This is a genomic window from Agrobacterium salinitolerans, from assembly GCF_027498475.1.
Lineage (GTDB): Bacteria > Pseudomonadota > Alphaproteobacteria > Rhizobiales > Rhizobiaceae > Agrobacterium > Agrobacterium salinitolerans.
Window position 1 is genome coordinate 468,409 of record NZ_JAPZLN010000004.1, and the last position, 24,516, is coordinate 492,924.

Annotated in this window: 24 protein-coding genes; 9 read left to right on the plus strand and 15 right to left on the minus strand. The window is 60.9% G+C overall.

The genetic code is table 11. The features are described 5' to 3' along the window. Positions 1–9: 9 nt before the first annotated feature. The 4 genes from O9X91_RS17365 to O9X91_RS17380 form a co-directional block, all read right to left on the minus strand. Positions 10–663, minus strand: coding sequence for a response regulator transcription factor (locus tag O9X91_RS17365; RefSeq protein WP_269833303.1), 654 nt, complete (start codon positions 661–663; stop codon positions 10–12). 65 nt (positions 664–728) lie between these two features. Then, complete coding sequence (locus O9X91_RS17370) at positions 729–2,396, minus strand: phosphoethanolamine transferase (RefSeq protein ID WP_269833302.1); 1,668 nt, start codon at positions 2,394–2,396, stop codon at positions 729–731. A gap of 170 nt (positions 2,397–2,566) precedes the next feature. After that, positions 2,567–2,830 (minus strand): spike base protein, RCAP_Rcc01079 family, encoded by a 264-nt coding sequence (locus tag O9X91_RS17375; protein WP_059755951.1) that lies wholly within the window; start codon positions 2,828–2,830, stop codon positions 2,567–2,569. 244 nt (positions 2,831–3,074) lie between these two features. Further along, positions 3,075–3,986 (minus strand): LysR family transcriptional regulator, encoded by a 912-nt coding sequence (locus O9X91_RS17380; RefSeq protein ID WP_269833301.1) that lies wholly within the window; start codon positions 3,984–3,986, stop codon positions 3,075–3,077. 157 nt (positions 3,987–4,143) lie between these two features. Here O9X91_RS17380 and O9X91_RS17385 point away from each other — a divergent pair, with 157 nt between their 5' ends. From O9X91_RS17385 to O9X91_RS17410, 6 genes are all read left to right on the plus strand, one after another. Continuing rightward, on the plus strand, positions 4,144–6,306 hold the full coding sequence (locus tag O9X91_RS17385; protein WP_269833300.1) for a TonB-dependent siderophore receptor: 2,163 nt from the start codon (positions 4,144–4,146) through the stop codon (positions 6,304–6,306). A 28-nt stretch (positions 6,307–6,334) separates the two neighbouring features. Further along, entirely contained in the window at positions 6,335–7,237 is a 903-nt protein-coding gene (locus O9X91_RS17390; RefSeq protein WP_269833299.1) for an iron-siderophore ABC transporter substrate-binding protein, read from the plus strand. Continuing rightward, positions 7,234–9,198, plus strand: a complete 1,965-nt coding sequence (fhuB, locus tag O9X91_RS17395) for a Fe(3+)-hydroxamate ABC transporter permease FhuB (protein WP_142913388.1) — start codon at positions 7,234–7,236, stop codon at positions 9,196–9,198. The genes O9X91_RS17390 and fhuB overlap by 4 nt, the downstream gene beginning before the upstream one ends. Before the next feature lie 34 nt (positions 9,199–9,232). Further along, positions 9,233–10,042 carry an ATP-binding cassette domain-containing protein gene (locus tag O9X91_RS17400; RefSeq protein WP_142913389.1) on the plus strand — a complete coding sequence of 270 codons (810 nt, stop codon included), beginning with the start codon at positions 9,233–9,235 and terminating at the stop codon, positions 10,040–10,042. Positions 10,043–10,288: 246 nt separating this feature from the next. Continuing rightward, on the plus strand, positions 10,289–10,816 hold the full coding sequence (locus O9X91_RS17405; RefSeq protein WP_003498285.1) for a DUF992 domain-containing protein: 528 nt from the start codon (positions 10,289–10,291) through the stop codon (positions 10,814–10,816). Positions 10,817–10,914: 98 nt separating this feature from the next. Then, complete coding sequence (locus tag O9X91_RS17410) at positions 10,915–11,313, plus strand: c-type cytochrome (protein WP_162520541.1); 399 nt, start codon at positions 10,915–10,917, stop codon at positions 11,311–11,313. A 3-nt stretch (positions 11,314–11,316) separates the two neighbouring features. On the opposite strand, the gene recX is transcribed toward O9X91_RS17410, so the two are convergent. The 6 genes from recX to O9X91_RS17440 form a co-directional block, all read right to left on the minus strand. After that, positions 11,317–11,907 carry a recombination regulator RecX gene (recX, locus tag O9X91_RS17415; protein ID WP_142913391.1) on the minus strand — a complete coding sequence of 197 codons (591 nt, stop codon included), beginning with the start codon at positions 11,905–11,907 and terminating at the stop codon, positions 11,317–11,319. Between the two features lie 70 nt (positions 11,908–11,977). Further along, complete coding sequence (locus tag O9X91_RS17420; protein ID WP_142913392.1) at positions 11,978–12,898, minus strand: SMP-30/gluconolactonase/LRE family protein; 921 nt, start codon at positions 12,896–12,898, stop codon at positions 11,978–11,980. A 35-nt stretch (positions 12,899–12,933) separates the two neighbouring features. Next, complete coding sequence (locus O9X91_RS17425) at positions 12,934–13,881, minus strand: ABC transporter permease (RefSeq protein WP_137412528.1); 948 nt, start codon at positions 13,879–13,881, stop codon at positions 12,934–12,936. Further along, on the minus strand, positions 13,878–14,819 hold the full coding sequence (locus tag O9X91_RS17430) for an ABC transporter permease (RefSeq protein ID WP_077984760.1): 942 nt from the start codon (positions 14,817–14,819) through the stop codon (positions 13,878–13,880). The genes O9X91_RS17425 and O9X91_RS17430 overlap by 4 nt, the downstream gene beginning before the upstream one ends. Continuing rightward, positions 14,816–16,279, minus strand: a complete 1,464-nt coding sequence (locus tag O9X91_RS17435; protein ID WP_142913393.1) for a sugar ABC transporter ATP-binding protein — start codon at positions 16,277–16,279, stop codon at positions 14,816–14,818. The genes O9X91_RS17430 and O9X91_RS17435 overlap by 4 nt, the downstream gene beginning before the upstream one ends. A gap of 92 nt (positions 16,280–16,371) precedes the next feature. Beyond that, positions 16,372–17,388, minus strand: coding sequence for an ABC transporter substrate-binding protein (locus O9X91_RS17440; RefSeq protein WP_077984853.1), 1,017 nt, complete (start codon positions 17,386–17,388; stop codon positions 16,372–16,374). Between the two features lie 303 nt (positions 17,389–17,691). Between O9X91_RS17440 and O9X91_RS17445 the strand changes: the two genes are divergently transcribed. Both O9X91_RS17445 and O9X91_RS17450 read left to right on the plus strand, forming a co-directional pair. After that, on the plus strand, positions 17,692–18,927 hold the full coding sequence (locus O9X91_RS17445; RefSeq protein WP_269833298.1) for a GAF domain-containing sensor histidine kinase: 1,236 nt from the start codon (positions 17,692–17,694) through the stop codon (positions 18,925–18,927). 1 nt (position 18,928) lies between these two features. Beyond that, positions 18,929–19,651: a response regulator transcription factor gene (locus tag O9X91_RS17450; RefSeq protein WP_137412523.1), complete on the plus strand. Its 723-nt coding sequence runs from the start codon at positions 18,929–18,931 to the stop codon at positions 19,649–19,651. Between the two features lie 107 nt (positions 19,652–19,758). Here the strand turns inward: O9X91_RS17450 and O9X91_RS17455 are convergent, their stop codons facing one another. Continuing rightward, positions 19,759–20,775 (minus strand): DNA topoisomerase IB, encoded by a 1,017-nt coding sequence (locus O9X91_RS17455; protein WP_269833297.1) that lies wholly within the window; start codon positions 20,773–20,775, stop codon positions 19,759–19,761. 104 nt (positions 20,776–20,879) lie between these two features. Continuing rightward, a complete protein-coding gene (locus O9X91_RS17460) occupies positions 20,880–22,106 on the minus strand; it encodes a PQQ-dependent sugar dehydrogenase (protein WP_269833296.1) in 1,227 nt (408 codons plus the stop codon). 185 nt (positions 22,107–22,291) lie between these two features. On the opposite strand from O9X91_RS17460, the gene O9X91_RS17465 reads away from it, so the two are divergent. Further along, positions 22,292–22,477: a hypothetical protein gene (locus tag O9X91_RS17465; protein WP_077984766.1), complete on the plus strand. Its 186-nt coding sequence runs from the start codon at positions 22,292–22,294 to the stop codon at positions 22,475–22,477. Here the strand turns inward: O9X91_RS17465 and O9X91_RS17470 are convergent, their stop codons facing one another. The 3 genes from O9X91_RS17470 to O9X91_RS17480 form a co-directional block, all read right to left on the minus strand. Continuing rightward, positions 22,478–23,104: a class I SAM-dependent methyltransferase gene (locus tag O9X91_RS17470; protein WP_269833295.1), complete on the minus strand. Its 627-nt coding sequence runs from the start codon at positions 23,102–23,104 to the stop codon at positions 22,478–22,480. Between the two features lie 7 nt (positions 23,105–23,111). Beyond that, on the minus strand, positions 23,112–23,780 hold the full coding sequence (locus O9X91_RS17475) for a pseudouridine synthase (protein ID WP_269833294.1): 669 nt from the start codon (positions 23,778–23,780) through the stop codon (positions 23,112–23,114). A gap of 138 nt (positions 23,781–23,918) precedes the next feature. Beyond that, positions 23,919–24,506: an IMPACT family protein gene (locus O9X91_RS17480; protein ID WP_269834353.1), complete on the minus strand. Its 588-nt coding sequence runs from the start codon at positions 24,504–24,506 to the stop codon at positions 23,919–23,921. Positions 24,507–24,516 lie beyond the last annotated feature (10 nt).

The window sequence follows — 24,516 nt, forward strand, 5'->3', positions numbered from 1 at the left end:
TAATTCTGACTATCTGATGGTGTAGCCGACGCCGCGCACGGTCTCGACGCGGTCATGGCCGATTTTCTTGCGCAGCCGGCTGATATAGACCTCGACCGTGTTGCTTTCTATTTCCGCGCCGAATTCATAAAGCGTGTCGTGCAATTGCGCTTTGGAAACGACGGCGCCAGGATGTTCGACGAGTTTCTCCAGCACGGCCCATTCCCGGGCGCTCAGCGTCTGCGCCGTCCCATCGACCGTGATGTTGCGCGCCACCTGATTGATCTCGATGCCGGGCAGGCGGATGACGGGAGCAGAACGCCCTTCGTAACGGCGCGAGACGGCCAGCATGCGGGCCGAAAGCTCGTTGAGATCGAAAGGCTTGACCAGATAATCGTCCGCACCGGCGTTCAGTCCGGCAATGCGGTCGGAGACCTGGTCGTGGGCCGTCAGAATGATGACCGGCGTCGCGTCATCGCGCTGGCGCAGGCCTTGCAGAAGGGTAATGCCCTCGCCGTCCGGCAGGCGCATGTCGAGCAGGATGAGGCCGTAAGCCATCGTCAGCGTCGCGGCCATGGCGTCACCCAGCGTCTTGAACCAGTCGACAGCATGACCCGCCGCTGCGACATGGTCCCGCAGCGCTTCGCCCAGCACATGATCGTCTTCAACAAGCAGAACCCGCAAGACAGCTCCCTCTATCGCTTCGTCTTGCGTATCTCTTTCTCCGGATAAGCGTCAAGCACAGTGTTTCAGCTGTTCTGACGCTGGGTGCAGCCGCCGAACACATCGAGCGATGGATCGTAGACCGATGTGGAGACATTCATCATGCCGAGGATGCTGTGGAAATAATTGTCGTGCGAGCGCCCGCCCTCCGCCGCGGTTTTTGCGAGGCAGGCTTTGTTGAGCCCCATGGATTTGGCAAAATCGTCATCGAACCAGACGAGAAACGGCACATGGGTCTGCTGGTCGGGCGCCAGCAGATACGGCGCGCCATGCAGGTAGACGCCGCTCTCGCCAAGCGATTCGCCGTGGTCCGATGCATAGATCATGCTCGTCGCCAGCCTGTCGGAACGGGCCTTCAGCTTGTCGATCACGGTCGAGAGGAAATGGTCGGTGTAAAGAAGCGTGTTGTCGTAGGAATTGACGATCTCCGCGTCGGAGCAGTTGCCAAGCTCGGCCGTGCGGCAATCCGGGGTGAATTTGCGGAATTCGTCGGTATAACGCAGATAATAGGTCGGCCCGTGGCTGCCCATCTGGTGCAGCACGATCACGCTGTCTCTGGTAACGTTATTGAGCCAGGAATCGAGCTTGTCGAAGAAGATATCGTCGCGGCATTCTCCGCCAGTGCAGAAGCGGCTGTCATTGGTCGAGGGCAGATCGAAATAAGGGATACGGTCGGCCACGTTCTTGCTGCCGGTATTGTTGTCCAGCCATGTGGCACTGACACCGGCATGGACGAGAACATCCATGACGTTTTCATTGGCGAGCGCCTTGTTGTGGCTATATTGCGAACGCGGGAACTTCGAGAACATGCAGGGAATGGAAATCGCCGTCGCGGTGCCGCAACTGGTCGTGTTTGGAAAATAAATCACGCCGCGTTTTGCGAGTTCGGGATTGGTCTCGCGCCCATAACCGTTCAGGGAAAAGTTCGCGGCCCGCGCGGTCTCGCCCGCCACGATGACGGTGATGCGGGGTTTGCGGACGCCGCCCAATGAAGGCAGGATTTTCGCATCCCTGCCGACCGGGCTGACCTGAATATCGACTTCCTTGCCGGCCAGCGTGAAATAATGAATGGCCGACATGATCGGCGACAGGGGATTGACGCTTTTGACAATGTCCTTGTGCTGGCGCACGGCGGTGGTGAAGGTCTTGGAATTGGCGAAGCTGATGATGCCGGCGATGGTAAGACAGATCAGGATGCTGATCGTGTTCCATAAAAGCTTGTCGAGGATCGTCCGGTGCCGCACACGCACGGCGACGATGAGGAGGGACGGCAACAGTCCGTAAATCGCCATGTGCCAGAGAAAGCCGGGCGTGATCAGATTGCCAGCTTCCGCCTGTGTCGTCTCCATGGCGTTGCGGATCATATCGCTGTCGATAACGATGCCGTAGCGATCCATGAACCAGGAAGCGGCCGCCGCCGCGAAGATGAGGAAGATCAAGAACGGCTTGATGAGATATTTGGCGGAAAAAATAATGATTAGCGCGCCGAAAAGGGCGGCCATGGCGCCATAAAGCGCGACGATGGCGACCGGATAGGCCGAAAGATAGGTGTGAACCTTCGACCAGAATGTCCGGTTCGTGAAAAACAGCAGATAGGCCGCCGTCAGCAGGCTGAGCGGCACGCTGCCGATTTCCGGACGATATGTTACTGTTCCCGTCGCTTTCGCGGTAAAAAGAGCCACTGTCAGATCCACCAGATTTACAATAGGCCGGCGGCAACGGAGACGGGGCGAAAACGCCTCCGGAAAGGCTGCCGCATGGGCCGACCAATGGCGGATGCGTCATTTTGCTGACATCAACCTGAAAGCTTGTCATGAAAGTGTCACACTCCGTGGTGGCCGTTTGGCGGATGACGATAGAGCCCTTAATTGAGGCCCACGATGCCTGTGGCGGTGGTGCGCGTTGCAAATATGCGCGTGGCCCTGACCGGCAGCAGGCTGCCTGCGGGCAGGTTCTGGAAGGTCACCGTCGCCCCGGAAAGCAGGGTCAGGCAGAGATGGCCGCCATTGCCCACATAGATGGCGCGGGTGGGGGAAGGAAGCGGGCTCGTATCGTCCGGAACCACATCGAAAGCGTGGGATGCCGGGGATTCGAGGCCGGCGGCGTGGTGTTCGTAAGTCTCAGCCATTGCTGTCTCCCGTGAATCGAAATCTGGTGCGATTATGGGATGCGCTGCGGCCATGGGGAAAAGCGGGTACAGGAAATATCCGGACAGGATTTCGGCCTCGTCTTGGGCCTGCCCGCAAGAGCGTCATTCTTTTCGCAATTTCATGGCGTTACGCCGCCCCCGCCTTTTGCCGCCAATGCGGCGCAAACGGATGATGTCGGATTTTTCCTCCACGGGATCGACAGGCGGGCGGATGCTGCCCGCTTCAATTGCGCATGTGGAGAATGAAGGCCCTGACGGCGGGAGAGGCTTCCGTTTTCCGGTGGGCGATGGCGAGGTCCGAGGTCGTGGAACTGGCGGCAAGCGGCAGGTAGCGCACACCGGGCAACCTCAGGCAATTAAGCGAGCGCGGCACCAGCGCGACGCCGAGGCCGATGGCCACCATGCTGGCGATCGTGGTGTAGTCCCTGCCTTCCGGGGTGATCGCCGGCTGGAACCCGGCTTCATTGCAGGCCTCTATCGTATTGTAGTGAAACCCGACATCCGGCGGCTGTCGCGGGGTAATGAAGGTCTCGCCGGCAAGGTTTTTCAGATCGACCTGCATCGCAAAGGCCAGGGGATGGTTTTCAGGAAGCGCGGCCATCAGCGGTTCGCGCAGCACCACATGGGTTGTCACACCTTCCGGAACGGGCGCGGGCGGGCGGATGAAGGCGAAATCCAGATTGCCGTCGGCAATCTTGGCCAGTTGCAGCCGCATCTCCATCTCGATCAATTGCATCTCCACATCGGGATGGGAAGCACGGAAACCGGCAATGGACCGGATCATCTGGCCGGAATAGGCGGCCGAGGCGACATAACCGATGGAAATGCGCCCGGTTTCGCCGCGGTCGACGCGTTTGAGCGCCGCAAGCGTCGCCTCGGCATTGGCGAGGATCTTCCGGGCGTCGTCATAGAGAAGCTGCCCGGGCGTGGTCAGTTTCACCGAGCGGCGCGTCCGGTCGAGAAGGGGCATGCCGACAATCTGTTCGAGCGCCATGATCTGTTGGCTCAGGCCCGGCTGGGCAATGCCGAGGCGGGCGGCGGCGCGCTCGAAATTGCGCTCATCTACCAGCGTGGTGAAATAGCGCAGGTGGCGTAATTCGAATGTCTCCGCCCGGCTTGCCGGTTTCCTGCCCATCGTCACGGCCTTTCCCGGCAGATTTGAATAATTCAAAGCTATTATCGATGTGAGTTTTCATAATCAACAGTTCTGAAAAAAACCGGCTGCGCTTATTGGATCACAATCCGTCCCTTGCGTAATAAGATGACTTAAATTCTCCAGAAAATACCGTCTTGTGGTGGCGCGGGTGATGAAGGGTCTTGGCGTGCAGGGAAAAATCAAACACATTTCCAATCTGGCTGGCGGTTGCGCCGTCATCGCTTATGCGGCGTTTTTTGCCCCGGCTTCCGCCTTTGCGCAGGAGGCCGGTACGACGGTGCTGCAGACCATCACAGTGGACAGCACCAAAAATCAGGACCCCAAGGCTCCGGTGAAAGGCTATGTGGCGAAAACGAGCGCCAGCGCCACCAAGACGGGGCGATCCCTGATCGAGACGCCGCAATCCGTCTCCGTCATCACCAAGGACCAGATGGATGTGCAGAACGTCCGCACTCTCGGCGAGGCGTTGAACTATGTTCCCGGTGTGGTTGCGCAGCCGTTCGGCGCCGATCCGCGTTTCGATGCGCCGCGTATCCGCGGCTTTCAGGGGAACCAGTTGCAGTTTCTAAACGGTCTGCGGTTGATGCGCACGGCCAGTGCGCCGTCCTATGAAGTTTATGGTCTGGAGCGGGTGGAAGTCATTCGCGGGCCGGCCTCGGTGCTTTATGGTCAGGGCAATCCCGGTGGCCTCATCAATCTCATCAGCAAACGGCCGATCTTCGAGCGTTTCGGCGAAGTGGGGGCGCAGATCGGCAGCTTCGACTATTACCAGTCGATGTTCGATATCGGTGGACCGGTCGCGGGCACCGACAGTTTCGCCTATCGCCTGACAGGTCTTGCGCGCAACGCTCACCTTCAGACGGACAATCTGCAGAACGACCGCTATTTCATCGCACCGGCGCTCACCTGGCAGCCGGACGAGGATACGAAGCTGACGGTTCTTGCCTCCTATCAGCATGACAATCCGAGTTCGCCCTCCGGCCTGCCGGCGGCGCTGACCTATCTCAGACCCGGCAATATGCTGGACCGCAGCTTTTATGTCGGCGATCCGTCCTTCGATACGTCGAACCGTAAATTCACCAATATCGGCTATGAGTTCGAGCACCGTTTCGACGAGACCTTCACCTTCCGGCAGAATGCGCGTTATTCCAATTTCGACTGGTCCTACCGCGCGCTCGGCATGTCGTCGGCCAACGGCGGCATGATCGGCAATCTCATCCGTCGCAATGCGACGTTCCAGGACGAGCTGCTGAACACCTTCAACATCGACAACAGCCTGCAGGCGGATTTCTCCACGGGGTCAATCGACCACACCCTGCTTGTCGGGCTGGACTACCGTTATTTCGACAATAACGTCAAAACCGAGTTCTGGGCCGCGACGCCGCTCAATCCCGTCAATCCGGTCTATGGCGGGCCGATCAGCCTCACGTCGCGCACGCTCTATGCCGATGTGAAGACGGATATTTCCCAGATCGGCCTTTATGCGCAGGACGAGATGGCCTTCGAGAACTGGCGGGTCACCGCTGGCTTGCGGCAGGACTGGGCAAGCACCAGCGGCACGACCTTCAACGGCGCCACCTACCGCTCGCTCGACAAGGACGATCACAAGCTGACCGGCCGCGTCGGCGTCAGCTATCTGTTCGATGGCGGCATCGCGCCCTATGTCAGCTATGCGACCTCCTTCGAACCGGTGCCGCAGCCGGCTGTCGGCGATGCGCCGAAACCGACCACCGGCGAACAATGGGAAGCGGGCGTCAAATACCAGCCCGAGGGTTTCGATGGGTTCTTCTCCGCCGCGGTCTACGATCTGACACAGAAAAACGTCACGACGACTGTGGGCGGCGTGACGCAGCAGATGGACGAGGCGCATGTGAAAGGCCTTGAACTCGAGGGCGTCGCAAGCCTTGCCGACGGGCTCGACCTGCGCGCTGCCTATACCTACATGGACAGCGAGGTCTCCGGCCGCGTGAATAACGGCAAGGAGTTGGACAGCACGCCCCGCCACGCCGCAAGCCTATGGCTTGATTACACTTTCCCGGAAGATACCGCCCTTGAGGGTTTCGGCATCGGCGGCGGTGTGCGTTATGTCGGAAAACGCTATGGCGATGCCGCCAATACCTTCGAGATGAAGGGCCTCACCCTGCTCGATCTCGCTGTGCATTACGAGAAGAACGGCTACCGCGCCTCGCTTCAGGTGCAAAACTTGACTGATAAAGAATATATTTCTAGTTGCTCCACTTTCGGATGTTATTACGGTGACGGAAGAACGGTCATGGGCAAGCTGACCTATCGTTGGTGATGCCATATCAAAGTGAAGCAGCAGGGGCATGACGCGCAAGGATCGATGGATGTCCCCCCTCTGGGGGCGGCGGGAATTTTTAGGCCTGGTCGCTGCTTCTGCTCTTGCCGGCAAGGCGCGCGCGGCGGTCACGCCACGCCTTGCCGCCATTGACTGGGCCATGTTGGAAACCGCCGTTGCGCTCGGCGTCATGCCGGTGGCGGCGACCGAACTCATCCAGTTCCGGGTGGACGCGGTCGAGCCGGAAATCCCTGCAACCGTCGCCGATCTCGGCCTGCGCGGTTCGCCGAACTTCGAGCTTCTGCAACTGACCCGGCCCGATCTCATTTTGATTTCGCCCTTCTACACCCGTTATATCGGCAGGCTGGAAGCGATTGCCCCGGTCTTCTCGCTGCCCTTTTACGTGAAGGGCGAACCGCCTTTCGCAAAGGCCCTGGCGGCGGTCTCAGCCCTTGGCGGCAAGCTCGGCAGGGCAGACGAGGCGCGCAGGGTGCTGGGCGAAACGGAAGCGGCGCTGCAGGCCATGCGGACCCGCCTTGCCGGTTTCGCGGCGCGGCCGACCTATGTGATCAACATCGGCGACGCCCGGCATTTTCGCGCTTTCGGTGCTGATAGCATGTTCGGGGATGTTCTTGGTCGGCTGGGGCTTGCCAATGCCTGGGTGGATCGTTCGCAATTCACCTTCGCGGCCCCGGTGCCGCTTGAAAATCTCGCCGCTTCGCCCGATGCGCGCATCGTCATCGTCTCCGACATTCCGGTCGAGGCGCGGGAAACCTTGCGCAGCAGCGCCATATGGCGCGCGCTGCCTGCCGTGCGGGAAAACCGGGTGGTCACGCTCGGCAATGTCGGCCCCTATGGCGGCATCACCGCCGGCATGCGCTTTGCGCGGCTTCTGACCGAAGCGCTCTCGGCGCAGGGACAAGCCCTGTGACCGCGCGGCCTCTCCAGCTTTTCTTCGGGCTGCTGTTCGTTCTGGCCTGCGGGCTTTCCCTGCATGCCGGGCTGTTGCGGCTGCCTTTCGGCGCATGGCCCGGCCCGCCGTTCGATGCCGCCACCATGTCGATGGATCAGGTGATTTTCGCCTTCAGCCTGATGCCGCGCGTGGCGGTCGCCATTCTGGCGGGCGCGATGCTGGGACTGTCGGGTGCGTTGTTGCAGCAATTGCTGCGCAATCCGATTGCCGATCCTTCGACACTCGGCATCTCGGCCGGCGCGCAACTGGCCATCGTCATCGCCACCCTGTTCTTTCCTTCGGTGCTGGATGGCAACCGCGCCCTGGTCGCGCTCGCCGGCGCGGCCGCTGCGGCCGGCGTCGTGTTCCTTTTAGGCTGGCGACGCTCCTTCGAGCCGGTGACCATGGTGGTGTCGGGGCTGCTGGTCGGCATCACCGCCGCGTCCGTTTCCGCGGCGCTGACTTTGGCGCAGGGCGAATATCTGATGTCGCTGGTCGTCTGGAACGGCGGCTCGCTCAGCCAGCAGGACTGGTCGAACGCCTTGTCTCTCGCGTTTCAGCTTCTTGCCGGGCTCGTTCTGACCGGCCTGCTGATTAAGCCGCTGACGGTCCTCGGTCTCGGCGATGCCGGTGCACGATCGCTCGGCGTCTCGCTGTTTTCGATCAGGCTGGCGATCGCCGCCGTCGCGGTCATGCTGGCCGCTTTCGTTGCCGCAGCGGTCGGCCTCGTCAGCTTCATCGGTCTTGCCGCGCCGGCGCTCACCCGGGCGCTCGGCGTGCGACGGTCATCCTCCGTCCTTCTTGTTTCGCCCCTGCTGGGCGGTCTGCTGCTCTGGTTCTGCGATGGTCTCGTGCAGCTTCTGGCGACTACGACGGCGGAAGTTTTCCCGACGGGTGCCGTGACGGCGCTGATCGGCGGGCCGCTGCTTCTGTGGCTGCTGTCGAAAATCCGGCCGACCGATGTGCATCGTGGCGAAGGCGTCGATCTCGCCACACGACGCGGGCTTGCGGCCCTGCTGCCGGTGCTCTTCATCATGGCAGTGCTGGTATTTGCCGCACTCGCCATCGGCAAGGGGCCTGATGGCTGGACAATGCTCAAGGCCACTGACCTGCAAAGCCTTATGCCCTTCCGCTGGCCGCGGCTGGTGGCGGCCGTGGCCGCGGGCGGTCTTCTTGCCATGGCGGGCGCACTTCTCCAGCGGCTGACCGGCAATCCCATGGCAAGCCCGGAAGTGATCGGCGTCAGCGGCGGTGCAGGCCTCGGTTTTGCCGCCGCCATTACGATTTTTCCGGCCGCCGGTCTTTTCGAACTGTTTTGCGGCGCCGGCATCGGCTCGGCGGCCGTCATGATCCTCGTGCTGTTCTTCGCCGTGCGCCGGCATCTGGCTCCGGAAAAAATCCTGCTGGCGGGCATTGCCGTCAGTTCGCTCTGCTCGGCAGTGCTCTCGGCGCTGCTTGCCATCGGCGATCAGCGGGCATGGCAGATTCTCGCCTGGCTCAGCGGCTCGGGTTCGACGGCGACACCGGCTTCGGCGATCTTTCTCGCCATTCTTTCCATCGTGCTTCTGGCGGCGGCCCTTTCGGTGACCCGCTGGCTGACGATCCTGCCGCTCGGGCGGGACGTGCCGTTATCACTTGGTCTGCCGCTCAGCACCGCGCGTATCGCCGTTATCGCGGTGGCGGGCATTGCCACCGGTGCCGCCTCGCTGCTCGTTGGCCCCTTGAGTTTTGTCGGGTTGATGGCGCCGCATATTGCGCTGCGCGCCGGTTTCACCACGCCGCGCGACCATCTCTTCGCCTCCTTCCTGTTCGGCGCGGTGCTGATGGCGCTTTCCGATCTTGGAGCGCGGACGGTCACCTTTCCCTATGAACTGCCGCTCGGGCTTTTTGCGGCTCTGGCCGGCGCGCCTTACCTGATCTGGCTTTCAGGCAGGCGTTGATGTTATTTCAAGTCGATTTACGGAGATGAGAACCATGGGTCAGACAGCGCTTGCGGTCGGTTATGACGATATTCCGCTCTTTTCTCTCGACGGCGTGACGATGGAAGTGCCGGGCAGGACATTGTTGCAGCCGCTGACGGCCAGTTTTGCGACCGGCAAGACCATTGGTCTGATCGGTCATAACGGTTCGGGAAAATCCACGTTGCTCAAGATTCTCGCGCGCATGCAGGAGCCGACGGCGGGCAGGGTCTCATTCGAGGGTAAGACGCTCGGCGCCTGGGGCAATCGTGAATTTGCGCGAAAGCTCGCCTATCTGCCGCAATATACGCCGGCCGCCTCCGGCATGCTGGCTAAGGAACTGGTGGCGCTCGGCCGTTATCCTTGGCACGGCGCGCTTGGGCAGTTCACCAAAGCCGATCAGGAGAAGGTGGATGAAGCCATCGAACTCACCGACACCGTCGCCTTCCGCGACCGGCTTGTGGATACGCTTTCGGGCGGCGAGCGCCAGCGCGTGTGGCTTGCGATGCTGGTGGCCCAGAACGCCGAAAGCCTACTTCTCGACGAACCCATCTCCGCGCTCGACATGGCGCACCAGCTCGAGGTGCTGTCTCTGGTCAAGAGACTGTCGCGCGAAAAGGGCCTCGGCGTCATCGTGGTGCTGCACGATGTCAACATGGCGGCACGTTTCTGCGACGAGATCGTCGCGCTTCATTCCGGCCAACTCATTGCACGGGGAACGCCGCAGGAGATCATGAAGCCGGAGACGCTGCAGCGCATCTATGGCGTTCGCATGGATGTCATGACCCATGCCGCCACCGGCTTTCCCGTCGCTTTGCCGCTTTGAGATGTTGCAGCAAAACAACGGCCGGCAACGCTGGCTGTCGATGGCGATTCCGCACGCATTTCCCGCCCTAACAATGTCTTAATGGCATCCTACCGCCATCAGACATTGTTAACCGTTCCGCTTTCATCGCCTCCAATTCAATTGTTTTGGATCGATTTTTCGGAACAAACGTTAACAGTGCGGAATTCAATATCCGGAGAGGGCAAGAAGGGCTGCTGCGGGTAGGATAAAACAGGAGAAAACAAGATGAAAAAGGCTGTTGCCGTAACTTTTGCCGCATTGACGATGGGCCTTGGCGGAACCGTTTCCGCGCTCGCTGCCGACCTTGCAAGATATGAGCCGGCTCCGCAGGAGCAGGACGATCGCAACGGTGTCAAGATCGGTTACCTCACCTGCGATATCGGCGGCGGTGTCGGTTACGTGATCGGCTCGGCCAAGGAACTGGATTGCACCTTCCAGTCCACCATGGGCGCGCGCCGCACCGACCATTACACCGGCGCCATCCGCAAGATGGGTGTCGACCTCGGTTTCACCACGCAGGGCCGTCTGGTCTGGGCCGTTTTCGCCCCGACTGCCGGTTACCACCGCGGTTCGCTGGGCGGCCTCTATCAGGGCGCAACGGCTGAAGTCACCGTCGGTCTCGGCGTCGGCACCAACGTCCTCGTTGGCGGCACCTCCGGCTCCATCCAGTTGCAGACGGTCAGCGTGACGGGTCAGGTTGGCCTCAACCTTGCTGCCACCGGCACGTCTGTGACGCTGACGGCCATGAACTGATCGGCGAATTGCCCGGTGTTTTTGACCGGGCATTCTGTCGCATGTCAAAACACGCCCTCTTCGTTGCCAGACGGGGAGGGCGTTGTATTATCCGGACCATGATTTCCGTCTTCAGACAAGCCGCGGCCGTGGCCGCGTTTTCCCTCCTTCTTGCGGCAAGCGCCTTTGCCGAGGGGGATGCTGCGCGTGGTGAGAAGGTTTTCAGCCGCTGTTCCACTTGCCATAGCATCGACGCACCGCGTACCCGCATGGGGCCACATCTGATGGGCGTGGTCGGCAGGCCAATGGCGGGCGTGGCCGATTACGGTCATTATTCACGGTCGCTGAAAGACGCAGGCGCATCTGGCCGGGTCTGGACAGAAGAAGAATTGCAGAAATTCATCGCCAGCCCGAAAAAGGCAATCCCCGGAAATGCGATGCGCTTTTTCGGGCTATGGAGCGAAACCGATATTGTTGATCTAATCGCCTATCTGAAGACGCATCCCCTGCCGCAGTAAATGTTAAAGCGGCGCGTCGGAGAGGATGTCCTCCGCCTCTTCCGCTGTCATCGCCATCACCTTCGCGCCGATTTCAAAACCGAAGCCGTTGCGGGCGAAAGCGGAAAATTCCTTGGCCTTGCGTTTCTCGTCCGGTTCGACACGGCGATAAGGCCCAAAGGCGCGCTTGCGCGCGAAAATGACGGCGGCGACCAGATCGTTGGTCTCCTGCAATGCGGCCGTGGCCGTTTCCCGTGCGACGCCCTTGATCTGGAGTTTCTGCGCCAGCCCGCGTTTTGACTTGCCGCTGCGCTGGCCGCTTCGCACGGTGATTTCCGCAAAAGCCGTATCGTCGAGCGCCTTGATGCCGTAAGCGAAGGTCACCGCAAATTCGCCGAGCGCCTTTACCTGTGCCGCGCCGATATCCTCGAATTTTTCCCGGGCCTTGCGCATGATGGCGTCGCGCAGCTGCTTTTCCGTCATCATCCGCTGTTGCAGTCGGTAGAGAGCGGAATTGCGCGCCCAGGAGAGCATACGGCTGGTGGGCTCAACGGCCTGTGCTTCGTCGTCGAACTCCATATCGTCAGTCAGGAAGGGGCTGGAATCGTCACTCATGGCGCATTTATAACGCGCTTGAGCCGTCTTGCCAGTTCCCTCCCGGCCTGAATTCTCCGGTTTCGGTGTCTCAGGGCGTCTGTGCGCCGGTGGCGGCGACATAAACCGAATAGAGGGATTTCGTTGCGGTGATGAACAGCCGGTTCTTCTTCGGGCCGCCGAAGGTGAGGTTCGCCACCGTCTGTGGCACCTTGATCTTGCCGATCAGCGTACCGTCAGGTGCAAAGCAATGAACGCCGTCGCCTGCACTGGTCCAGAGGTTGCCAGCCGTATCCAGGCGGAATCCATCCGGCAAGCCATTGTCGAGATTGCAGAATTCCCGGCCATTCGTAAGCTTCACGCCATCCACCACGTCGAAGACGCGGATATGGCGCGGGCGGGAGGCGTCGTGGCTATAGGAGCTGTCGGCGACGTAGAGCTTCGTTTCGTCGAGCGAGAATGCAAGGCCGTTCGGCTGCACGAAGTCGTCGATGGCGATATCGATCTTTCCGGTTGCGGGATCGAGCCTATAGACATTGCGGGTCTTCTGCTCCGGCTCGGCCTTGTAGCCCTCATAGTCTGAAAGAATGCCGTAGGTCGGATCGGTGAACCAGACGCTGCCGTCGGATTTGACGACGACATCATTGGGTGAGTTCAATCTTTTACCGCCGTAGCTGTCGGCGAGAACCGTGATCGAACCGTCGACCTCGGTGCGGGTGACGCGGCGGCCGCCATGTTCACAGGAGACAAGTCGTCCCTTCCGGTCGCGGGTGTTGCCGTTGGTGAAGTTAGAGGGCTGGCGGAATACCGAAATCCCGCCATCCGGCACCCAGCGCAGCATGCGCTCATTGGGAATATCGCTAAACAGCAGGCAGTTCAGATCGGCGAACCAGACGGGGCCTTCGGCCCAGCGGCAACCGGAATAAAGCTCTTCCAGTTCCGCATTGCCGACGATCAGGTGACGGAAGCGGTCATCGTGGATTTCGTAAGGGGAGGTCGTGTCTGTGGTCATGAGCGTAGTCCGCTTTTAGCCGTGTCGTTCGGGGTTCAGCGCGTGGCTTTGGGGCCGCTTGCCAGAAGGATGACTGATATGATGATGAGGCCGGTGAGGATGAGGCGGATGCCGGCGCCGAAACCGTAGGTGTTCAGCATCGACACCACCAGGAACATGAAGAGCGAAGCGCCCCAGATGCCGGGAACATTGGAATCCCCACCCGCCACCGCTGTGCCGCCGATGACGACGACGGCGATGGACATCAGCAGATATTCCGAGCCCATGTTGAGCGCAGCACCGCCGGAGAAGCTGGCGAGCAGATAACCGGCAATCGCCGCCAGCACCGCGCAGAGCACATAGGTGACGAAACGTGCGCCGTCCACCGGAATGCCGGTCATACGGGCGGCGAAGGTGCTCTGGCCGATGGCGGAAATCCAGCGGCCGTAAAACGAGCGGTCGAGAAGCAGCCAGGCGATGACGGAAAGCAGCAGCGCGACAAGCGCCACGTTGGGGATGCCGAAGAAGCTCGACGTGGCGAATGTGGCCAAAGTGTCCGGCGGCTTGATGCGCAGGCCGCGGTTCGACCAGATGGCGATGGATTGCACGATGAAGCTCATGGAGAGCGTCGCGATGATCGGCGGGATGCGCAGGAGCTTGATCAGCGCATAATTGCCGATGCCGATGGCGATGCCGATCAGGATGGCGATCAGCAGTCCAGGCAGAATGAGACCGTCCGACACATCCATGAATTTGAGCGCCAGCGTGCCTGACAGCGTCATTGTGGCGGGAACGCAGAGGTCGATATTGCCGGGTCCGAGCGTGATGACGAACATCTGGCCGATGCCGACGATGACCGAAAAGGCCGCGAAGGTGAGTGCTGCATGCGACAGGCCGAAGGAGCTTGCGCCGCCGGTGAAGAGCACGGTGACGATCCAGACCGCAACAGTTGCGGCAAAGGACCAGATCCATGGTTTTCTGGTGAGGGAAGAGAGCCCGTTCATTGATTTTTCTCCCGTTTTTCAAGACGGTTGAGCAGGATGCGCAGCGCCAGCACGATGATCAGGATCGCCCCTTGAGCGCCGATCTGCCAGTCGGGCGAAATGCGCATGAAAGAGAGGAACGAGCCGGCGAGCGTCAGCGTCAGCGCGCCGATGACGGCGCCGATGGGGGAGACCCTTCCGCCGACGAATTCGCCGCCGCCGAGGATGACGCCGGCAATCGACAGCAGCGTGTAACGCAGCGCGATATTAGCGTCCGCCGATGTCGTCAGCCCCACAAGAGCGATACCGGACAGCACCGCGAAGAAACCGGCCAACGCAAAGGTGGCGGCGCGGATGCCGATGACCGACCAGCCGGAGCGCTCGACCGAGCGGAAATTGCCGCCGACGCCGCGCATCAACACGCCGAAGGAAGAGCGCATGACGATATAATGGGCGACTGCCGCGATCAGGATGCTGGCGACGATGGCGATTGGCACGAGCGGCGGTTTCGCCGTCATCAGCGTGCGGATGAAGGCAGGCGCCTGGCCGCCGGGCGAGGGGAGGATGAGGACGGCGAGGCCGCCCCAGACGAAGCTCATGCCAAGTGTAACGACGATGGAGGGCAGGTTGCGGATATGGATGATGGCGCCGAGCAATGCATAAACCGCAATCGCACCGGCAAAAATCGCAATTCCGAGGGCGGGCGTGGTTTGCAGGAAAGTGGCGGTTACACAGGCGCAGAAACTGACGAAGGCGCCCATCGACAGATCGAGATCGTTGACCGACATGATCAGCATCTGCGCAATGGTGGCGAGCGCAATCGGCACGGCCAGATTGAACAGCAGGTTCATGCCGGTATAGCTCATGGCGCGCGGCTGCATGTAGAAGACGGCGGCTAGCAGGAAGGCGAGCGAGGCGGCGGGAATGATGAGGCGGAGCGCGTTTGCGGAGAGTTTCATGCGTGGTCTTCTCCGGCAAAGGAAGCCGCCAACACATTCTGCTCGGTAATATCGTCGCCGACGAGTTCCGCCTGGATGGCGCCGTCGCGGAACACATAGACCCGGTCGCAGAGACGGATTTCATCCATTTCGGTGGAGTACCAGATGAAGGTGCGGCCGTTCGAGGCTTCGGTTCTCAAGATGTCGTAGACCTCCTGTTTGGTGCCGATATCAACGCCGCGCATCGGGTCGTCCATCAGAACGGTGCTGGCGGTGGTGGCGAGCGCGCGGGCGAAAAGCACCTTCTGCTGGTTGCCGCCGGAGAGCGAAAGGATCTTGTTGCCCATGTCGGGCGTGCGAATTTCGATGCGCTTTTTCCACTGCGCCCCAAGGTCGGTTTCCCTGCCCCTGTCCACCATGCCTGCTGTTGAAATATCTCTAAGCGAGGCGATGGACAGGTTTTTGAGGATGCTCCACAGCGGAAAAGTACCGTTCAGGGTGCGGTCGCCCGCCACGAAGGCGAGATCGGTCTTGCGCGCGGGTAGCCAGCTATTGTTGCGGGCAAGGTAAAGATCGAGCAGCGCTTCGGTCTGGCCATGGCCGCCGAGACCGGCAAGGCCGACGATCTCGCCGCGAAAGGCCTCGAAGGCAAGGCCTTCGCCCCGGCGTGCCGGCATGGAAAGCACCTTCTCGCCCGCCTTGCGGCTTTCACCCCGTCGCCTGTCCTGTTCCTTGACGACGCTGCCCATGGCCTCAACCAGCGAGCGGGTGGTGAAGTCGGCGGCCTTCCGGTCGGCCACCACCCGGCCATCCTTCATCACCACGATACGGGTGGCCGTCGAAAGAATTTCGCCGAGAATATGCGAGATCAGCAGAACCGATCCGCCCTCACGCACGAAACGGCGGACATAATCCATCAGCTGCTCGGCGAGACCGGCATCGAGGGAGGACGTCGGCTCATCGAGGATCACCAGTCTCGGTGCGTGCGGCATGCGGCAGAAATTGATGGCGATTTCCACCATCTGCCGTTCGGCGATGGAAAGCTCGGCCACGGTCAGCTCGCAATCGACGCCGTGGCCGGGAAAAATTTCATCCAGTGCCTGCCGGATCGTCGTCAGCGCACGGACGCGCCAGTTTAGCCCACCCGCGGAGGCATGCATGATGCGGACATTTTCGCTGATCGTCAGGTTCGGACAGAGCGACAGTTCCTGAAACACGCAACGAACGCCGTTCGCGCGCGCGGCGGCAATGCCGTGGCGGTTTTCGTTGCCGCCATAGGAAACGGAACCCTCATGTGGCGTTAGCCCACCATTGATAACGTTGACGATGGTGGACTTTCCCGCGCCGTTATGGCCGACAAGCCCGAGGCATTCCCCCGTGCGGATGACGAGATCGGCCCCATCCAGCGCTCTTACCGCGCCGAACACGACCTTCACGCCGCGCGCGGCGACGACTTCTTGCGCCTCGATGATGTCATTCATGAGCAATTACGCCAGTGATCTGAAATTGAATATGGAGGTCGCTGCGGCGCTTCTTTTTAAAGCGCCGCAGGAGAAGTTTGTGAATGCGCGACTTATTTTGTCGACGAAATCACCTTCTGGGCATCCTCAAGCGAATATTCCACATTCGCCACGCCACCCTTCTGGGTGTTCTTGAGGTTCTCCTCAAGATTGGCCTGGTCGATGCGCAGGAACGGAACCGTCAGGTCCTTCTTCACATCCTTGCCGTCAAGAATCTGCTGCGCCACCCAGAAAGCCAGCGTCGAAACACCAGGGGCGATGGAAACGGACATGGTTTCGTAGCCGCTGGCATCCTTCTGCTGTTTCCACCATTGCAGCTCGTCTTCACGGTTGCCCATGACGATGGTGGGCGTCGGGCGCTTGGCGGCGGCGAAAGCCTGTGCCGCACCGTAACCGTCACCGCCCTGCGTGACGACAGCGGCGATTTCGGGAAGGCTCGGCAGAATGCCGGCGACGGCGCGCTGGGCAACATCCTGCGCCCAGTCGCCGTTGACCGAACCGACGATCTTGAACTGCGGGTTCTTGGCGACGGCGTCGACGATGCCGGCATGGATTTCGTCATCGACCGAAACGCCGGCGAGGCCGCGAATTTCGAGCAGGTTTCCACCCTTCGGCATGGCCTTGGCGAGATAGTCGATCTGGCTTGCGCCCATCGCCTTGAAATCGACGGCGATGCGCCATGCGCAGGGTTCGGTGACGATGCCGTCGAAGGATACGACGGTGATGCCGGCATCACAGGCTTCCTTTACCGCGCCGTTAAGGGCGGTGGGCGAAGCGGCATTGATGACGATGGCGTCGTAACCCTGGAGAATGAGGTTCTGGATCTGCGCGGCCTGTTCGGTCGCCTGGTTTTCGGCTGTGGTGAAGGCGTCAGCGGCGGCGACCTGCTTGTCGGCAACCGCCTGCTTGGTGATCTTGTCCCAGCTCGTCAGCATCGCCTGACGCCAGGAATTGCCGGCATAATTGTTTGAAAGCGCGATTTTTTTGGCCGACGTATCGGCATGAGCGGTGATCGGCAGAGCTGCGCATGCGACAGCGGCCGATGCCATAAGCATCTTCCTGAAAGCCATTTGATTTCCTCCCTCGTGGCTTGCCCTTTTCGAGCCCGGAATTCTCGCAACACCGCAAATCTCCTCGGCGGCAGGCGGAATTCCTTTGCACTGGAGCTCCTTTCCCCAGTAAAAGCGAGAATGACCAAGAAGATTTGGCTTGTATAGGCGGATCACGGCAATCTTACTGCGGGTTTCCGCAGAAAGCATGCGGGAACCCGCAGGACGAAACGCCGCCGTCGGGCGCAGAATGAACGGTGCGGCGCCCAAGGGATTGAATTCGCTGCGATGGTCGAAGGCAGGCGCTTGGGAGGGCGTCCGCACATGCTGGATACGCCGAAAAGCGCTCTTTTTCATCATTATATGGGCATTTCGCGGCTGCTTGCCGGGCAGCTCGAATTCAACGCCATCATCCAGGCGGTCGCCACCGAGATCGGCCATATCATCCCGCATGACCATATGGATGTCTGCATCAAGCAGCTGGATGACAAATATCACATCGCTTATGAGAGCGGCCTCGTCAGCGCCTGGAGCCGGCAGCCGCCCGCCCTTCTGACCGGCAGCCCGATCCGGACACTGCTGTCAGGCGAGGTGGAATACCTCTTGAGCGGCGATGCCTGCTCCGATCCGCGCTTTCATTTCGAAGGGTCGTTTTCGAGCCCGATCATCGAACTTAACCTGCATAGCCGGCTGCATGTACCGATGAAGGTGCATGGCGACATTATCGGCGCGCTGAGTTGCTCCTCCCACCAGTCGGACGCCTATACGATGGAGGATGTGGCGAATGCCCGCGCCGTCGCGGATTTGCTGGCCCCTTATTTTTACGCCATCCGCGCCGCCGAGCAGGCCAAACGCTCCGCCATCGAGGAGGCGCGCGCCAATGCTCGCGAAGAGGGCCTGCGGCTGGGCGCGCTGCAATTGACGGAGGCGCTGGAGGCCGAACGACAGCGTATCGGCATGGATCTGCACGACCAAACACTGGCGGATTTGACGCGGCTGGCGCGGCGCATCGAGCGTATGAGCCATTCGGCCGATGTTTCCGGCGAGATGCTGGAACCGGTGGTGCGCAGCCTGCAGCATTGCATGCAGGACCTGCGCGAGATCATCGAGGAGGCAAAACCCTCGATTCTGCAATTGTTCGGTGTCGTTGAGGCGATCGAGACCTATGTGGACCGTTCCGTGCGCGACAGCGGCTCGGTTATAGAGTGGTCGGTCACGGATGAGACGGACGGGCTGGTGGAAAGGCTCGACAAGACGGTGGCCATCTCGCTGTTCCGCATCGTGCAGGAGGCGGTCAACAACGCCATTCGTCATGCCCAGCCGGAAACCATTGCCGTGAACCTCACCGCCGTCGATGGCGGGCTCAGGGTGACGGTGAGCGATGATGGCAATGGCGGCGGTGACGGCGCGGCTTCCGGCGGCCTCGGCATCGGCAATATGAAGACGCGGGCGCGGCTGATCTCGGCGAGATTCGATATTGGCGGCAATCGCAACGGGGCGGGCACATGCATCACCGTGACCCTGCCGGAAGGTGCTTTCGATCACCGGGAGGATGTGTGACATGGACGTGCTGATCGTCGAGGACGATGCGCTGCACCGCGCCTATTTGAACGAAGCGGTGCGCGCCGCGCTGCCGGAATGCGATAATGTGCTGGAAGCGGCGAACGGCAGGACCGGCGAGAAGCTTGCGCGGGAAAACCGGGCCGCCCATATCGTCATGGATTTGCAGATGAACGAGCGCAACGGCATCGAGGCGGCGCGCACCATCTGGAAGGAAAGGCCGGATACCCGCATCCTGTTCTGGTCCAACTATTCCGACGAGGCCTATGTGCGAGGGGTCTCGCGCATCGTGCCGGAAGGCGCCGCCTATGGTTACGTACTGAAATCGGCCTCCGATGACCGCCTGCGGCTGGCGCTGCGCAGCATCTTCATCGAGGCGCAATGCGTGATCGACCGGGAGGTGCGCGGCCTGCAGGAAAAGAGCCTGGGCAAGGCCCATGGCTTCACCGATTCCGAATATGAAATCCTGATCGATGTCGCGCTCGGCCTCACCGACAAGGCGATTGCCCGCCGTCGTAACCTGTCGCTGCGCAGCGTGCAGAACCGGCTGCAAAGCCTCTACGAGAAGCTGAACGTGCATCAGGCGGCCGGCGACGACGAGGCGGAGGGACGATATAATCTCCGCACCCGTGCGGTTACCGTCGCTTTCCTGCGCAAGCTGTTGAATTACAGCGCGCTGGAAAGAGCCGAACGGGAACTGGCGGAATGGGCCGGCGGCCGCTGAGCCCTAGAGCACATCCGCTCTAAACGGAAGCGGCGGATGTGCTCTATCTTTTCGTTTTATCGCATTATCCGGACGTAAAACCGCTACGCACTTTTACTGGAAATGCTCTAAGGCAGGAAGGCCAGCAGCCGTCTTTCATCCGCCCTGAGGCCGGAGACGGGCTTTGCCCCGACCTTCAATATGCGGCCAAGTTTTTTCTGCGCTTTTTCTTCTGTGGCGATATCGAGGACGGCCGGGTGCACATAGCTCTTGCGGCAGATGGCGGGCGTGTTGGAAAGCTCGGCCGCCGCTGCCTGGCACATGCCCTTTATGCTTGGCTTGTCACCCGCCGCCACATGTTCCATTGCGTTGCAGAAGGCCGCCAATGTTCCACCCCAGGTGCGAAAGGTCTTGGCGGAAATGCCTTGTCCGCCGATGCGGGAGAGGTAGGCATTGAGGTCGCTGGAATCGACCGAATGCACCCGGTTTTCACTGTCCTGCCACACGAAGAGTTCCTTGCCGGGCAGGTCGGAGATCTCCTCGAGGATTTTCTGAAGGCGCGGGTGGCGCAATTGCCGTTTTACCTTCTGCCCGCCCTTGGCGGCAAATCGCAACTCGATAGTTTCTCCGAAGGAGACGTGCCGCTTGAGCAGCGTCGTTGCGCCATAGGTGCCGTTGGTTTCGAGATAGGAGCGGTTGCCGACGCGCAGATAGGCGGCATCGAGCAGCAGTGTGAGCGCTGCAAGCGTCATTTCCTGCCAGTGGTCCTGTTTTTCTATATCGGCGATGGCGCGGCGGCGGATGGCGGGCAGCGCCTTGCCGAAGCTTTTGAGGTGGAAAAATTTCGTCTCGCCCCGGAACGCGTGCCAGTCGGGATGATAGCGATATTGTTTTCGTCCCCGGGAATCGAAGCCCGTAGCCTGCAGATGGCCGGCGGGGTCGATGCATATCCAGACGTCCCTATAGGCGGGCGGCACGCCGAGCGCTTTGATGCGCTTCAGTTCGACGCTGTCGGAGAGAAGCTCGCCGCCCGGCAGGCGGTAACAGAAACCGCGCCCGCGTTTCTCCCGGGCAATGCCCGGCTCCTGATCGTTGACATAGGCAAGTCCGATTTTGGCAAGAAGGCGGGTTGGCGGTTGTGGCATTGTTTTTCCCGGCAGGTTTCACGCTGCGGCAAACGAAAAACAGGCCGCCTTCGTTCCGGCGGCCTGTCGCTCCAATCGTGAGTTTTCTCAGCCGGTCTTTTTAATCAGCCGGCCTTGGCGATCCGCAGAATCTGCGAGTTCCCGCCGCCGCGCTCTTCGGTCACGGCGTACACCGCACCATCCGGCCCGATCTTCACGTCGCGAATGCGCGCCTCCAGCGGCAACCGGCTTTCGGTCGCGACCCTGTCGCCATCGATATGCAGGATGACGAGACCCTGGCTTACCAGACCGCCGACGATGAAAGCGCCCTTCCATTCGGGGATCTGGTCGCCGTCATAATAGGCCATGCCGGAGGGGCCGATGACCGGGTCCCAATAATAAGCCGGCTGTTCCATGCCTTCTTTTGCGGTAACGCCTTCGCCAACCGACCTTCCGCTATATTCGACGCCATAGGTGATGACCGGCCAGCCGTAGTTCAGGCCGGCTTTCGGCATGTTCAGCTCATCGCCGCCGCGCGGGCCGTGTTCCACGGTCCAGAGCCTGCCTTCTCCGTCCAGCGCTGCCGCCTGCAGGTTGCGGTGGCCATAGCTCCAGATTTCGGGCAGGGCGTTCTGTTGGCTGGCGAAGGGATTGTCTTCAAAGGCCTTGCCCTGTGTATCGATGCGGAAGACCTTGCCAAGCCCGCTCGACAGGTCCTGCGCCTGCACGCGAGGCTTTGCGTCCGAACGTTCTCCGACAGTGACATAAAGCTCGCTGTTTGGCCCGAAAACGAGGCGGGAGCCGAAATGCTTGTCGCCGTCGTAGGTCGGCATCTGACGGAAAATAACCGAGACATCGTCCAGCTTTGCCGCGCCGCTTTCCTCGGTCAGTTTTGCCGAGGCTACCGACGTGCCATTGCCGCCATCGCGCGGTTCGGAGAAGGAGAAGAAGATCGTGCGCGATGTTTCGAAATCGGGAGCCAGCGCGATGTCGAGAAGTCCGCCCTGTCCGTCGGACGCCACCTCCGGTACACCTTCTATCGCCGGGCCGGCCTTGCCGTCGGCGACGATATGCATGGCGCCTTCCTTGGCCGCGACGATCATGCGGCCATCTGGCAGAAACTCCATCGACCAGAGATGCGGCAGGGCGTCAGCAATCACGGTTTTTTCAACGCTTGGCTGCGCGGCGGCCTGCGGCGCGCGGGTCTGCCCCTCAAAAGCCGGTTTCTGATCCGGCGCGTTCGGCCGTTTCGTTTCGGCAGCCGGGGCCTGGGCCTGCGCAATCCCGGCAAGCGGCATGGTGAGCAGCGCGCACAGGATCGTCGAACTCAGAAATCGGTTGTTGTGGAACATGGGTCTCCCTTCCATCGTTTACGTCTGGTCGAGAACCATTTGGGGAGCATTTCGTTTCCTGCGATAGTTTCAAGAAAACTTGATCATTGCGTGTGCAGACGGCACGCTCTTTTCTCATCCATGCGAATTCATAAGGAACCGCCGGCCTGCGGTCACGTTTTCCTCTTTGTTACACGGAGGGCGCCATGCAGATCATCGACAACAAGACCGTAGACGGGAACAGAGCCAAGCCGATCCTCAACGTCGCGGAATTCTGCCGGCGTTACCGGCTGGACAAGGCAGAGGAAACTCGCCTCAGAAAGCTGTTCGGCGAATTTGCTTCGCGGCACGAGCTTCTGATGAATGCGCAGCGCAAGCCGAGCTTTCGCTGATCATTCTTGCCGGTCGATAGATTTTCCGAAGATCATGAAGACATCATAGCGGGTGTTCTTGCCCGTTATCTGATGCGAAGGCTTGCGAATGCCCGGCATCGGATCGGCGCGGAGCGGCCATTTCAGAACCACCCGCTTCGTTGCATTCTCCAGTGCAACCTCCATCAGCTCCACCTGGTCCGGGTCGGAGCCAACCAGTTCCCTCAGCACCCGCATCTCCTTTTTCACCAACGCCGTGTTGTGGCGCGGCGGATGCATGGGGTCGACGATCACCACCTCCGGTGAAAGCTCTTTCAGCAACTGGCGTGAATCTCCGTGAAGCAGCGTCATGCGCGCCGCCGCCTCGGCATAGGCGCCGCCCGCCTCCAGCGCGCGGCGAATGCCATCGGCGAGGTGAGCATGCATGTCCAGCGAGCGTTCGATGAGGGTCACTTCCGCGCCGAGTGAGGCAAGCAGAAAGGCATCCCGCCCGAGCCCGGCCGTGGCATCGACGATTTTTGGCATGCGGCCTTTGGTGAAACCGGCGGCTTTCGGCAGGGCCTGCCCGCGCCCTTCGCCGGAGCGGAAACGGTGCCCGACCGCGCCGCCGACAAAATCCACCACGAAGCTTTCGTTTTGTTCCTTCATCTGGACCTCAGAACGGGCAGGGTACGGTATAGGTGACGTCACGGCCATCGGGATGGCGGAACCCGACCTCCTGCGCATGCAGCATCAGGCGCGGCGCGGCGGCGAGCGCTTCGCCTTCGGCATAAAATTCGTCACCGAGGATCGGATGGCCAAGCGCCTTCATATGCACCCGCAATTGGTGGGTGCGGCCGGTAAGCGGGGTCAGCGCCAGTCTGGTTGCGGGAAGCGGCAGTCGCTCCAGCACCCGCCAAAGGCTCTGCGCCGGTTTGCCGTTTTCTTGGTCGACCCGGTGACGGGGCTTGTTTTCGGGATCGATGGCCAGCGGCAAATCCACCTCGCCCTCTTCGCCCGCGACATCTCCCCAGACAATGGCCACATAGGATTTGCGCGTCTCACGGTTTTCGAACTGCGACGCAATCGCCGCATGCGCCTTGCGGTTCAGGGACATCAGCACGATACCCGATGTGTCCTTGTCGAGCCGGTTGATCATCAGCGCTTTCGAGAACTGTTTCTGCACACGCGACATCAGGCTGTCCGAAAGCGCCGGATCGCGCCCCGGCACGGAGAGAAGCCCGCTTGGCTTGTCGAGCACCAGAAGATCGTCGTCGCGGTGCACGATGGTGAGCCAGGGGTCGAGCGGCGGATGATAGACGGGGTTGGAAAGCTTGGATGACATGTCGCTTCCTTAGCACGAATTGCGCATTCGGACAGGCGCGAGAGCATTCCCAGGAAAAGTGGAACCCGGTTTTCCGTCCGGAAATGCGCCAAAACAAAGAGTTAGAGTGTTTTCGCGATTCGAAGAAAAGCGAAAACTTTAGTCGGGAATATGGAGATTGACCCGCCCGCTGGTCAGGTCGCTGAGAAGACGGGTAAGCCGTTCGGTTTCCTCGGCCGGAACCGAGAGCAGCATATCCGCGCCGGCGCCGGTAAAATCTTCCCTTTCCAGACGCAGGTTCGGTGTGGCGGAGAGGCGCGATTTCACCAGCGCCAGATCGGAGAATGGGCAGCTGAGCGTCGCAATGACATAGGCGATGACCGGTGACGTCTCGCCAAGTCGCAGGCAGGCAGCCGCGGTGCCGCCATAAGCGCGCATCAGGCCGCCGCTGCCAAGGAGAATGCCGCCGAACCAGCGGATGACGAGAACGGCGACATTATCGAGTGTCTGGCCGTCGATGGCCTGAAGGATCGGTTTTCCGGCCGTTCCCGAGGGTTCGCCGTCATCGCTGAAACGATAGGCCTGGCCGCTTCGCCATGCCCAGCAATTATGGTTCGCATCCGGATCGGAATGCGCCGCAAGAAAGTTCTTCGCATCCTCTTCACCCGTCACCGGCGTGGCAAAGGCGATGAAGCGGCTTTTCTTGATATCCTGCGAAAAGGTGACGGGTCGGTCGAGCGTGAACATGGGCGTTTCA

Coding starts and splice junctions, on each gene's coding strand:
- O9X91_RS17450 (WP_137412523.1), top strand. CDS start 18,929: ATGGACGTGCTGATCGTCGAGGACGATGCGCTGCACCGCGCCTATTTG.
- O9X91_RS17425 (WP_137412528.1), bottom strand. CDS start 13,881: ATGAACGGGCTCTCTTCCCTCACCAGAAAACCATGGATCTGGTCCTTT.
- O9X91_RS17455 (WP_269833297.1), bottom strand. CDS start 20,775: ATGCCACAACCGCCAACCCGCCTTCTTGCCAAAATCGGACTTGCCTAT.
- O9X91_RS17480 (WP_269834353.1), bottom strand. CDS start 24,506: ATGTTCACGCTCGACCGACCCGTCACCTTTTCGCAGGATATCAAGAAA.
- O9X91_RS17460 (WP_269833296.1), bottom strand. CDS start 22,106: ATGTTCCACAACAACCGATTTCTGAGTTCGACGATCCTGTGCGCGCTG.
- O9X91_RS17405 (WP_003498285.1), top strand. CDS start 10,289: ATGAAAAAGGCTGTTGCCGTAACTTTTGCCGCATTGACGATGGGCCTT.
- O9X91_RS17380 (WP_269833301.1), bottom strand. CDS start 3,986: ATGGGCAGGAAACCGGCAAGCCGGGCGGAGACATTCGAATTACGCCAC.
- O9X91_RS17400 (WP_142913389.1), top strand. CDS start 9,233: ATGGGTCAGACAGCGCTTGCGGTCGGTTATGACGATATTCCGCTCTTT.
- O9X91_RS17475 (WP_269833294.1), bottom strand. CDS start 23,780: ATGTCATCCAAGCTTTCCAACCCCGTCTATCATCCGCCGCTCGACCCC.
- O9X91_RS17435 (WP_142913393.1), bottom strand. CDS start 16,279: ATGAATGACATCATCGAGGCGCAAGAAGTCGTCGCCGCGCGCGGCGTG.
- O9X91_RS17410 (WP_162520541.1), top strand. CDS start 10,915: ATGATTTCCGTCTTCAGACAAGCCGCGGCCGTGGCCGCGTTTTCCCTC.
- O9X91_RS17465 (WP_077984766.1), top strand. CDS start 22,292: ATGCAGATCATCGACAACAAGACCGTAGACGGGAACAGAGCCAAGCCG.
- O9X91_RS17440 (WP_077984853.1), bottom strand. CDS start 17,388: ATGGCTTTCAGGAAGATGCTTATGGCATCGGCCGCTGTCGCATGCGCA.
- O9X91_RS17390 (WP_269833299.1), top strand. CDS start 6,335: ATGACGCGCAAGGATCGATGGATGTCCCCCCTCTGGGGGCGGCGGGAA.
- O9X91_RS17375 (WP_059755951.1), bottom strand. CDS start 2,830: ATGGCTGAGACTTACGAACACCACGCCGCCGGCCTCGAATCCCCGGCA.
- O9X91_RS17470 (WP_269833295.1), bottom strand. CDS start 23,104: ATGAAGGAACAAAACGAAAGCTTCGTGGTGGATTTTGTCGGCGGCGCG.
- O9X91_RS17430 (WP_077984760.1), bottom strand. CDS start 14,819: ATGAAACTCTCCGCAAACGCGCTCCGCCTCATCATTCCCGCCGCCTCG.
- O9X91_RS17420 (WP_142913392.1), bottom strand. CDS start 12,898: ATGACCACAGACACGACCTCCCCTTACGAAATCCACGATGACCGCTTC.
- O9X91_RS17445 (WP_269833298.1), top strand. CDS start 17,692: ATGCTGGATACGCCGAAAAGCGCTCTTTTTCATCATTATATGGGCATT.
- recX (WP_142913391.1), bottom strand. CDS start 11,907: ATGAGTGACGATTCCAGCCCCTTCCTGACTGACGATATGGAGTTCGAC.